The sequence below is a fragment of the Pantoea sp. JZ2 genome (genome assembly GCF_035191405.1).
GTDB lineage: Bacteria > Pseudomonadota > Gammaproteobacteria > Enterobacterales > Enterobacteriaceae > Pantoea > Pantoea stewartii.
On the sequence record NZ_CP045247.1, the window covers coordinates 1105116 to 1117095 of the forward strand.

Consider the following 11980-nt stretch of genomic DNA (forward strand, 5'->3'; position numbering starts at 1 on the left):
AAGACGGCACCCGCGTGGCTGACATGCGCGCCACGCGGGTGTCAGCACGGCCTGTCTGCATAAAAACGGCATCAGGTGATCGGTGCGGGATTAAAGACCGCCAGCTGATTGCGGATGCCCCAGCGGTCTGACCAGGTTTGTTTCCGGCCGCTGGCAATGTCCAGAATTAATGTAAACAACCGCCAGCCAACCTGCTCGATGGTTTCTTCGCCCGTGGCAATCGTACCGGCGTTAATATCCATTAAATCATGCCAGCGTTCAGCCAATGCGGTACGGGTTGCCATTTTGATCACCGGAATCGCCGCCAGGCCGTAAGGTGTTCCCCTGCCTGTTGTAAAAACCTGTAAGGTGATGCCTGAGGCCAGCTGCTGCGTGCCGCAGACAAAATCGCTGGCGGGCGTGGCGGCAAAAATCAGCCCTCGTCGTGTTGGCCGTTGTCCCGGCGACAGCACTTCCACAATCGGGCTTCGGCCTGATTTGGCAATCGAGCCTAATGCTTTTTCCACCACGTTGGCCAGTCCGCCTGTCTTGTTGCCGGGCGAGGGATTGGCGCTGCGGTCCGTTTTGCCTTGATCGAGATAGCGATCATACCAGGCCATTTCCTCAATCAGTCGCTGGCCCACGGCCTGGTCAACCACGCGTGGCGTCAGTAAATGAATGGCATCCCGTACCTCCGTGACTTCAGAAAACATTACGGTGGCTCCGCAGCGTACCAGCAGATCAGCGGCGAAGCCGACGGCGGGATTCGCGGTCACGCCCGAAAACGCGTCGCTGCCGCCACACTGCATGCCAACCACCAGTTCAGAGGCCGGGCAGGTTTCGCGCTGGCGTTGATTAAGGCGGCTCAGGTGACGCTCTGCGACCTGCAAAATCTCATCCACCATGGCACCGAAGCCCACCCGGCTCTCGTCCTGCAAACGCACAATATCCGCATCGTCCAGCGAGATGGGCTGTACGTCAGGCGTGCCGGTCAGCAGGCGTTCGGGTTGTAACTTTTCGCATCCCAGACTGACCACCATGATTTCGCCGCCGAAATTGGCATTCAGGGCCAGATTATGAACGGTTCGGATCGGGATCACCGCCGCGGGGGCATTGATCGCCACGCCACAGCCATAAAGATGATTCAGCGCCACCACGCCATCAACGTTGGGATAGCGGGGCAGTAAATCACGCTCAATGATTTGCACCACATAATCCACCACGCCCGCGACGCAGTGCACGCTGGTGGTGATCCCCAACAGATTACGGGTGCCCACGCTGCCGTCGGCGTTGCGATAGCCCTCAAAGGTATAACCGTCCAGCGGCGGTAACGCCGGCGGCACATTATTCGCTAAAGGTAAATGCGCTAAGTCCGGGGCGTCCGGCAGAGCAATTAGCGATTCGTCGATCCAGCTCCCCTGGGCGATATCACGCATGGCCAGCCCAATCACCTCGCCATAGCGCAGTATGGGCTGCCCATCAGGAATAGCCTGCAGCGCCACCTTGTGTCCCTGGGGAATATGCTCGGTCAGAGTTAAGCCATCACGAAACGTGGTACCGGCAGGCAGTCCCTGGCTGTTAACCACAATGGCCACGTTATCGTTTTCATGAACTTTGATATAGAGCGGTTGTTCGTTTGACAGGGGGATCATCGCTCACCTTCCAGTGCGTCGCGCCTTATTTCTGTGGCGCATTCATTATAAGAAGTCAGGTGTCACAGGTTCAGTATTTGCCACCGTCAGTATAAAGAGGGGTTCTCACCTGCACATTGTGCAATTGACCTACATTCAGCCTTCAGAGACGGCCGTTTTCATGTCTTTTTACCAAATCAAGTGAAGATTCTCACAAAGCCGACGATCGTCGGGCCTAGGAGTTGGCTTTGGGTGAGGAATACCAAAATACGTGAAATGCGCCGCAGTGTTTTATGCAATAGCCCAAAAAAGCACGATTCCTTCTCCTTATTCCAGGGAGATATTCCAATGTCACCGTGAAACCCACTTCTTATACTGATTTCCGTTTCCCCGGTCAGGTTATATGTCACGCCGCGTGAGTAATTTGCCAATAAAAAAATCGCCGTGTTTAACCTACATCTCTCTGATACCCAACGCGATGTGTATGCAGTCAGAGCGAATGTCACTTTCGCTATTTTTCAGGAGTGCATCATGAGTAGTTTTCACCAGACGTCAGAGGCGGTCCAGAAACGGACAAATGCACGCTACTGGATTGTGGTCATGTTGTTTATTGTGACCTCATTCAACTACGGCGACCGGGCGACGTTATCCATCGCTGGCTCCGCGATGGCAAAGGATATTGGCCTCGATCCCGTGGGCATGGGTTACATCTTCTCGGCGTTTTCGTGGGCCTATGTTATTGGACAAATCCCCGGCGGCTGGCTGTTGGATCGCTTTGGTTCCAAACGCGTCTATTTCTGGAGCATCTTCCTCTGGTCGTTATTTACCTTGCTGCAAGGTTTCGTGGACCTGTTCAGTGGTTACACCATCGTTATGGCGCTGTTTATGTTGCGCTTTATGGTGGGGCTGGCAGAAGCACCTTCATTTCCGGGTAACAGCCGGATTGTGGCCGCCTGGTTTCCGGCTCAGGAGCGCGGTACCGCCGTGGCCATTTTCAATTCTGCCCAGTATTTTGCGACCGTGATTTTCGCACCCATCATGGGCTGGCTGACCTCCGCAGTCGGTTGGGCTCATGTCTTCTGGTTCATGGGGGGACTGGGCATCATCCTGAGCCTTATCTGGCTCAAAGTGATTCACGATCCCAGCGATCATCCTGGCGTTAATCAGGCGGAACGGGAATACATGGAGCAGGGCGGTGCACTGATCAACATGGATCAGAAAAGCGAAAAGCAAAACGTCAGCTTCCGTGACAAGCGGTTCCAGATCAAACAGCTGCTGCAGTCACGCATGATGATCGGTATCTATATTGGCCAGTACTGCATCAACGCACTGACCTATTTCTTTATCACCTGGTTTCCGGTTTATCTGGTTCAGGCGCGCGGAATGTCGATTCTTAAAGCCGGTTTTGTTGCCTCCGTACCGGCACTGTGCGGCTTTATTGGCGGCGTGCTGGGTGGCGTGATCTCCGACTGGCTGATGCGCAAAACCGGCTCCCTGAACATTGCCCGCAAAACGCCCATTGTGCTCGGGATGCTGCTCTCGACCTCTATGGTGATATGTAACTACGTTGAAACCGACTGGGTTGTGGTGCTGTTTATGGCGACGGCCTTTTTTGGCAAAGGCATTGGTGCGTTAGGCTGGGCGGTGATGGCCGATACCGCGCCGAAGGAGATCAGCGGTCTGAGCGGCGGCCTGTTCAATATGTTTGGTAATGCGTCCGGCATTATCACGCCTGTCGCGATTGGCTACATCATTGCCTCGACCGGATCGTATAACGGTGCGCTGGTATACGTGGGTATCCACGCCTTTGTCGCGGTACTCAGTTATCTGGTGCTGGTGGATAACATCAAGCGCATTGAGCTGAAAACCCGCTAAGGAGCCTGTATGAATACGCAATCCACGCCCGTTATCACCGCTATGCAGGTTGTGCCGGTGGCCGGTTACGACAGTATGCTGCTCAACATTGGGGGGGCACACAATGCCAGTTTTACCCGCAACATTGTAATACTGACGGACAGTGCGGGTCATACCGGGCTGGGTGAGGCACCGGGAGGCGAGACCATTTATCAGGCCTTGCTGGATGCCGTACCGCAGGTGACAGGTCAGCAGGTCGCCTGCCTGAACCGGCTGGTACAGCAGGTGCATCGGGGCAATCAGTCTGCGGATTTCGAGACCCTTGGCAAGGGCGGCTGGACGTTCGAACTGCGCGTAAATGCGGTTGCGGCGCTGGAGGCCGCGCTGCTGGATCTGCTGGGGCAATGTCTGGGCGTGCCGGTCGCCGAGCTGCTGGGGCCGGGTAAACAACGCGATGCGGTCACGGTGTTGGGTTACCTGTTCTATATCGGTGACCGGCGCAAAACCGATCTGCCTTACCTCACTGGTGAGAACGCGCAGCATGACTGGTATCGGCTGCGTCATCAGGAAGCCCTGAGCAGTGAGGCCATCGTCAGGCTGGCGGAAGCGGCTCAGGATAAATACGGATTTCACGATTTTAAACTCAAGGGCGGCGTGCTGTCGGGCGAACAGGAAATCGCGACCGCGCAGGCGTTGAAAAAACGCTTTCCCGCTGCGCGTATCACCGTTGATCCTAACGGCGCATGGCGGCTGGACGAGGCGATCCGGCTGTGTAAAGGCATGCAGGATGTGCTGACCTATGCAGAAGATCCCTGTGGGGCGGAGCAGGGTTATTCCGGGCGTGAGGTGATGGCAGAGTTTCGGCGCGCGACGGGCCTGCCGGTCGCCACCAACATGATCGCCACCAACTGGCGCGAGATGCAGCATGCACTGATGCTCAACGCGATCGATATCCCGCTGGCCGATCCCCATTTCTGGACGCTGAGCGGTGCCGTGCGGGTCGCTCAGCTGTGCGATGAATGGGGACTCACCTGGGGCTGTCACTCCAATAACCACTTTGATATTTCCCTGGCCATGTTTACCCATGTCGGCGCTGCGGCACCCGGTAACCCCACCGCGATAGACACGCACTGGATCTGGCAGGAGGGCGACCAGCGCCTGACGAAAAATCCACTGCCGATTCAGCAGGGAAAAATTGCAGTGCCCACTGCACCGGGCCTGGGCATTGAACTGGACTGGGCGCAACTGCGGCGGGCAAACGAACGCTACAAATCACTGCCAGCGGGCGGACGTAATGACGCGACGGCCATGCAGTACCTGGTTCCCGGCTGGACATTTGACCGTAAACGCCCGGCTTTTGGCCGGGCCTCTGCTTAAGGGATAACAAATGAACACGACACCGAAGATCACCGCCATGCAGGTCATTCCGGTCGCCGGCTATGACAGTATGTTACTGAACCTGAGCGGCGCCCATTCACCTTTCTTTACCCGTAATATCGTCATCCTTGAAGATAATGCCGGCAATACGGGCCTGGGAGAAATCCCCGGCGGCGAAAAGATACGCCAGACGCTGGAAGAGGCTGCCGCGCAGGTGGTGGGTAAAACGGTGGGTGAATATAAAAATATCCTGAATCTGGTGCGCACGACGTTTGCCGATCGGGATGCCGGTGGGCGCGGTAATCAGACGTTTGACCTGCGCACCACCATTCACGTCGTCACCGGCATCGAAGCCGCGCTGCTGGATCTGCTGGGACAGCATCTGGGCGTGAATGTCGCCTCACTGTTAGGGGACGGGCAGCAGCGCGACAGCGTCGAGATGCTGGGTTACCTGTTTTACGTCGGCGACCGCCGAAAAACCACCTTGCCTTATCAGAATCAGGACAGCGAGACCTGTGACTGGTATCGCCTGCGTCATGAGGAAGCGCTCACGCCTGAGGCCGTGGTCAGGCTGGCCGAAGCAGCCTATGAAAAATACGGCTTTAACGACTTTAAACTGAAAGGCGGTGTGCTGAACGGCCATGATGAGGCGGAAGCGATCGCTGCGCTGGCGAAGCGTTTCCCCCAGGCGCGTATCACGATCGATCCCAACGGGGCCTGGTCGCTTGAGGAGGCCATCGCGCTGGGTAAACAGCTTAAAGGTGTGCTGGCCTATGCAGAGGATCCCTGTGGCGCAGAGCAGGGCTACTCCGGACGCGAAGTTATGGCCGAATTTCGGCGCGCCACCGGCCTGCCTACCGCCACCAATATGATCGCTACAGACTGGCGTCAGATGGGACACACCTTGTCTTTACAGTCAGTCGATATCCCGCTGGCCGATCCGCACTTCTGGACGATGCAGGGATCCGTGCGCGTGGCGCAAATGTGCCATGAATTTGGCCTGACGTGGGGTTCCCATTCCAACAACCATTTCGATATTTCCCTGGCGATGTTCACGCACGTTGCGGCCGCCGCACCGGGCAACATCACCGCCATTGATACGCACTGGATCTGGCAGGAGGGCAATCAACGGCTCACAAAAGCGCCTTTCCAGATTGAAGGTGGCAGGGTGGCAGTGCCGCAGAAGCCGGGCCTGGGTATTGAGCTGGACAGGGAGCGGGTGATGCAGGCTAATGCGCTTTATCAAAAGCATGGCCTGGGTGCCCGTGATGATGCACAGGCCATGCAGTTTCTGATTCCGCAGTGGACGTTCGATCACAAGCGTCCGTGCCTGGTGCGTTAACGTTTTTGGGCTTCCTGCAGGAAACCCGTTTCACAGGAGTAAAACCATGAGTAATACAGCCTGGCGCAATGAATTTCGCCATCGCCTGCTGGCAGGTGAAACCCTGATTGGCAGTTGGTGTGCCCTGGCGAATCCCCTTTCGACCGAAGTCCTGGGGCTGGCCGGATTTGACTGGCTGGTGCTGGACGGCGAGCACGCGCCTAACGATATCACCACCTTTGTGCCTCAACTGATGGCGCTGAAAGGCAGCAATAGTGCGCCGGTTGTGCGTCCACCCTGTAACGAGCCGGTGATTATTAAACGCCTGCTGGATATTGGTTTTAACAACATTCTGGTGCCCTTCGTCGAGAACGAAGACGAGGCCAGACGTGCGGTCGCCTCGACGCGTTATCCGCCCGCGGGGATTCGCGGCGTATCCGTTTCACATCGCAGCAATATGTACGGCACCATGCCAGCGTACAACAGCACTATCAACGACAACATTACGGTGTTAGTCCAGATAGAAACGCAGCAGGCCGTGGACAACATCGATGCTATCGCGACCGTTGAGGGCGTGGACGGGATCTTTGTCGGACCGGGCGATCTGTCCGCCGCGCTGGGTTATCTCGGCCAGCCTGCGCACCCGGCGGTATTGCCCGTCATCAAACACATCTTTGAACGGGCAAAAGCTGCCAACAAACCCAGCGGGATTCTGGCGCCGGTCGAGGCCGACGCCCGCCGCTACCTCGAGTGGGGCGCGACCTTTGTTGCTGTGGGTAGCGATCTCGGTGTTTTCCGTAGTGCCACGCAGGCGTTGTGTGACAAATTTAAAACGTAATCATCCAGGAGAGACGCAATGAAAATTGGCTTTATTGGCCTTGGGATTATGGGCAAACCTATGAGTAAGAACCTGCTGAAGGCGGGTTATTCACTGGTCGTGCGGGATCATCATGCCGAAAACGAGGCCGAACTGGTCGCGCTGGGTGCGACAACGGCCAGCAACGCGAAAGAGATTGCCGGGCAGTGCGATGTGGTCATCACCATGGTGCCGAACTCGCCGCAGGTCAAAGAGGTTTGTCTGGGTGAAAATGGCATTATCAATGGGGCAAAACCCGGTCTGATTGTCATCGACATGAGCTCAATCGCCCCACTGGCAAGCCGGGAAATTCATGATGCGCTGGCGGCAAAACAGATCCGTATGCTGGATGCGCCGGTCAGCGGCGGCGAGCCCAAAGCCATCGAAGGCACGTTGTCGGTGATGGTGGGCGGCGATAAAGCCGTGTTTGACCAGTGTTACGACATCATGAAAGCCATGGCGGGCTCGGTCGTGCATACCGGCGATATCGGTGCCGGTAACGTGACCAAGCTGGCTAATCAGGTGATTGTGGCGCTGAATATTGCCGCGATGTCAGAAGCGCTGACACTGGCGACCAAAGCCGGTGTCAATCCGGAGCTGGTCTATCAGGCTATACGTGGCGGTCTGGCAGGAAGCACCGTGCTGGATGCGAAAGCGCCGATGGTGATGGACCGCAATTTTAAACCCGGCTTCCGTATCGATTTACATATTAAAGATCTGGCTAACGCACTGGATACCTCACATGACATTGGTGCTCCTCTTCCATTGACAGCGGCGGTGATGGAGATGATGCAGGCACTGCGTAACGACGGACAGGGTACCGCCGACCACAGCGCGCTGGCCTGCTATTATGAAAAGTTAGCAAACGTCGAAATTTCGCGCTAAGGGTTGCCCGGTATCTGCGGATGCCGGGCGAATGTCCTTCCCTTACCGTCAAACCATACCGCCTGGATTGCTTATGAAAATCGTCATCGCACCGGATTCATATAAAGAAAGTCTCTCTGCCCTGGATGTGGCGTCGGCAATCGAAGCGGGATTTCGCGAGATTTTCCCCGATGCGCATTATGTGAAAATACCGGTCGCTGATGGCGGTGAAGGCACGGTTGAAGCGATGGTCGCTGCAACCCAGGGAAAAAAGATCAGGTTACAGGTGACCGGTCCACTGGGGGAACCTGTGGAGGCGTTCTATGGGGTGTCGGGCAACGACGAGACCGCCTATATCGAGATGGCCGCCGCCAGTGGCCTGGAGCTGGTCCCGGCGGCGCGGCGCGACCCATTGATTACCACTTCGTTTGGCACAGGTGAACTGATCAAAAACGCGCTGGATAAAGGGGTAAAGCACATCATTATTGGCATTGGTGGCAGCGCCACCAATGACGGCGGCGCAGGAATGATGCAGGCGCTGGGTGCACGTTTGCTGGATAAGCAAGGTGAAGAGATTGGCCCAGGCGGCGGCGCGCTGCCGCATCTGGCCCGCATTGATATTTCCCGCCTGGACAGCCGTATCCGGGCGTGCCTTTTCGAAGTGGCCTGTGATGTGACCAATACGCTGACAGGCGATGACGGTGCGTCGGCGGTCTTTGGCCCGCAAAAGGGCGCAACACCTGAACGGGTGGCACTGCTCGATAAGGCGCTGACGCACTATGCTGCGATGATTCAGCGCGATCTGGGCATGGATGTCCTGCAGGTCAGCGGTGGCGGTGCCGCAGGGGGAATGGGGGCCGCGCTGTATGCATTTTGCCAGGCGGCCCTGCGCCCCGGCATCGAAATCGTTACAGAAGCGCTGGGGCTGGCGGCGCAGTTGCAGGACGCCCAACTGGTGATTACGGGCGAAGGGCGCATAGACAGTCAGAGTATCAATGGCAAAGTGCCGATTGGCGTCGCGAAAGTTGCAAAGCGGTTTGGTCTTCCGGTGATTGGCATTGCCGGTAGCCTGACGGACGATGTCGGCGTCGTTCATCAACATGGCATTGATGCGGTATTCAGCGTGCTATACCGTATCTGTTCGCTGGATGAAGCGCTGGATGGCGCACGCAACAATGTGCGGCTTACTGCACGCAATGTGGCGGCCACCCTGAAAATCGGGGGTTTTTAAACGCTAATTTGTCGGCCCCTGGCGTTCAGGGGCCTGCTGACTGACCGGCTTTTCACGGCATAGCGAGCACGCGGCGCGCCTGTCTGGCCACATTTTCCATCTCATCCTGCAGCTCCAGCAACTCCGGCTCCAGCGCCTCAATATCACTGGCCTGATGCAGTTCTTTTTCCAGTTTACGACAGAGTTGCTTCATCCGCGGTACGCCGCTGTAACTGGCGCTGCCGTGAAGTTTATGGATAATTTCCCGCAAGGCAACCGCATCGTTTTCAGCCATGTACTGTACGATCTTAGCGTGCACTTCCGGCAAAAATTCCAGCAGCATTCGCAATAAATCCCGCGCTAAATCAGGTTTGTTGGCCGCCTGACGCAACGCCAGTTTCCAGTCCAGCGTGGGCAGGATCTGGGGAACCTCGGGCACAGCGCTGGCCGGGCTGGGCATATAACGCGTCAACACCTGACTGAGCTTATTTTCATCAATAGGCTTAGCAAGATAGTCGTTCATGCCGGCCCGGATCAGGTGCTCACGTTCACCATCGATCGCGTGCGCGGTTACAGCGACGATCGGCGTGTTGGCATGGTTTGGCAGCGTGCGGATAATTTCACTGGCGCGAATGCCATCGATGTCGGGCATCTGGATATCCATTAAAATCACGTCCAGTGCTTGCCGGTGGGCGACGTGGATGGCCTGCTCGGCGTTATTGCACAGGATGCTGTGCTCAACCTGTTCTTCCAGCAGTGCGCCGATCAGCTTGAGATTCGCAGGATTATCATCCACCGCCATGACGGTTAACGGCAGACGCGGCGAGGAAGAGGTATCGTTACTGTGGCGGGCATGCAGCTCCAGCAGCATGGGCAGTAAACGTGTTTGTGAGACAGGTTTGGCAATACAGCCGTCAATGCCACGTACTTTTAGCTCATCGGCCAGTAACATCATTGGGCTTGGCAGCGCCATGATGACCTGATCGGCGCGTTCCAGCAGCGAATTGATAAACCGGCTTTCCAGCACCTGCGACTGGCTGGCATCGACAGGCATCGCCATCAGCAACAGGGGATAACGCGGCTGACTCAGGCCTTCCAGCGTTAAGCTGTGCTCTACCTGTAACGGCGTCGCGCCTAAAATCTCGACGACTGCGCTGGCAACATCGGGATTCGCTTCCACATAGGCCATACGGGTGTTCGATAGTGCGTCAAGGACGCGCGGCATACTCGGTGCATTCGGATTGAGATCAAGTTTCACGCGCACCCAAAAGGTGGAACCGTGATTCTGGCGGCTGACGAAGGTGATCTCCCCGTTCATTTCCCGCACCAGTTTCTGGGTGATCACCAGTCCCAGCCCCGATCCGCCGTGGCGACGGGAAATGCTGGCATCCGCCTGGCGAAAGGCCTCAAACAGCTGCGCCTGCTGTTCTTCGGAAATGCCTATCCCCGTATCACGCACCTGAATCTCCAGCTCAACCTGGGTTGCCGTAAGGGTATGTTGCTCAACCCGTAAATTGATGGTGCCTTTTTCAGTGAACTTAATCGCATTGCCCATCAGGTTAATCAGGATTTGCTGCAGGCGAAGCGCGTCACCGATCACGTTGTCGGGGACGTTGTTATCGCATACCACCGTCAACTCCAGCTTCTTTTCGTGGGCCGATGGGGCCAGCAAAACCAGCGTTTCATCCAGCGTGGCGCGAAGCGGGAAAGGAATGGATTCCAGCATCAGCTTTCCGGCTTCCAGCTTCGAGAAATCCAGTACGTCATTGATGATCGACAGCAGGTTATTGGCCGAACGTTCAATCGTCAGCATATAGTCACGCTGGGTGGTGCGCAGCGGCGTTTTCAGCATCTGACGGGTAAAGCCCAGCACGCCATTCAGCGGCGTGCGCAGTTCATGGGACATGTTCGCCAGGAATTCGGATTTGATGCGGGCAGCTTCCTGGGCACGTTTTTTGGCCAGATCCAGCTCAACATTCTGAATTTCGAGCTGCTCCAGCGTTTCCCGCAGGTCCCAGGTCGCCTGATCGATGTTGTGCTGCATCTCTTCGTGGTAGGCGGTAAGCGACATCGCCATAGCATTGATCCCATTCTTCAGGATGCTCAGCTCGCCCAGCATGTGGCCTTCCACCCGGCTGTCCAGTTGCCCACGACGAATCCGGTCAACGGTGCTGACCATATTGCGAATGGGGCCGGTAACGTCCCGCATCAGGCGATAGGCAAACAACATGGCAATACACAGGCAGAACAGCAGCATCAGGGTGGCAATAAAGACTTCCCGGTATTGCTGTAAACGCACGGACTGCAAATCCAGCTCTATCGCCACGTAGCCCAGCGGATTCCCGGCGGGCTTGGCATCCTGTCCGGGCAATTCATCCACGGCGTAACGCTCGGAGGTGATGGGTTTGCGCAGGATCAACAGGTTGCCGCTGCCCTCCAGGGAAACATCCTCGGGCAGCGCCTGGATCGCCTGCTTTGTCTTCAGGCTGAGGTTTTGGTTGGTGTTGGAGGTGACGTAGAGCTGGTTATTATCATCAAAAACAGAAATGGCCCGTACAATGCCGGAATGGCGGCGATGGAGTAAACTCACCAGTTCACGCAGCGCATCACGATTGTGCCAGGTCATGCTGTATTCTGTGGAGACCGCCAGCGGTTCAATGATATTCGCCCCCGCCTCAATCACCTGGCGCTGTAATTCATTGTAGCGATGCACCACAAAAAATGAGCTGAGCAGCAAGCCTACCATTAGCGTAGGCGCCAGGATTAAAATCATCATTCGCGCCCGCAGGCTGTATTTAGTCATAATAGTCGCCTGCTGTTTCGGCCTGAACGTCCCTGTGCACGTCGCTGAAATGGATGCACATCGAATTTAAAGAGAAAGAACTACA

8 protein-coding genes are annotated in these 11980 nt (G+C 56.5%); 6 read left to right on the top strand and 2 right to left on the bottom strand.

From position 1 onward, the window contains the following. Positions 1 to 71: 71 nt before the first annotated feature. The gene (garD, locus tag GC087_RS05445; protein WP_324029869.1) at positions 72 to 1631 is read right to left on the bottom strand and encodes a galactarate dehydratase; all 1560 of its coding nucleotides are present in this window, start codon (positions 1629 to 1631) and stop codon (positions 72 to 74) included. Positions 1632 to 2141: 510 nt separating this feature from the next. On the opposite strand from garD, the gene GC087_RS05450 reads away from it, so the two are divergent. The 6 genes from GC087_RS05450 to GC087_RS05475 all read left to right on the top strand — a co-directional run bounded on the left by GC087_RS05450 (position 2142) and on the right by GC087_RS05475 (position 9113). After that, positions 2142 to 3485, top strand: coding sequence for an MFS transporter (locus GC087_RS05450; protein WP_054633225.1), 1344 nt, complete (start codon positions 2142 to 2144; stop codon positions 3483 to 3485). 9 nt (positions 3486 to 3494) lie between these two features. Further along, positions 3495 to 4841: an enolase C-terminal domain-like protein gene (locus GC087_RS05455; protein ID WP_324029871.1), complete on the top strand. Its 1347-nt coding sequence runs from the start codon at positions 3495 to 3497 to the stop codon at positions 4839 to 4841. A 10-nt stretch (positions 4842 to 4851) separates the two neighbouring features. After that, positions 4852 to 6183, top strand: a complete 1332-nt coding sequence (gene gudD / locus GC087_RS05460; RefSeq protein WP_110268345.1) for a glucarate dehydratase — start codon at positions 4852 to 4854, stop codon at positions 6181 to 6183. A gap of 46 nt (positions 6184 to 6229) precedes the next feature. After that, entirely contained in the window at positions 6230 to 7000 is a 771-nt protein-coding gene (gene garL, locus GC087_RS05465) for a 2-dehydro-3-deoxyglucarate aldolase (RefSeq protein WP_324029874.1), read from the top strand. 18 nt (positions 7001 to 7018) lie between these two features. Continuing rightward, a complete protein-coding gene (gene garR / locus GC087_RS05470) occupies positions 7019 to 7903 on the top strand; it encodes a 2-hydroxy-3-oxopropionate reductase (RefSeq protein WP_324029876.1) in 885 nt (294 codons plus the stop codon). Between the two features lie 73 nt (positions 7904 to 7976). Continuing rightward, complete coding sequence (locus GC087_RS05475; RefSeq protein WP_324029877.1) at positions 7977 to 9113, top strand: glycerate kinase; 1137 nt, start codon at positions 7977 to 7979, stop codon at positions 9111 to 9113. Between the two features lie 52 nt (positions 9114 to 9165). On the opposite strand, the gene barA is transcribed toward GC087_RS05475, so the two are convergent. Then, the gene (gene barA / locus GC087_RS05480; protein WP_324029879.1) at positions 9166 to 11895 is read right to left on the bottom strand and encodes a two-component sensor histidine kinase BarA; all 2730 of its coding nucleotides are present in this window, start codon (positions 11893 to 11895) and stop codon (positions 9166 to 9168) included. Positions 11896 to 11980: the final 85 nt, after the last annotated feature.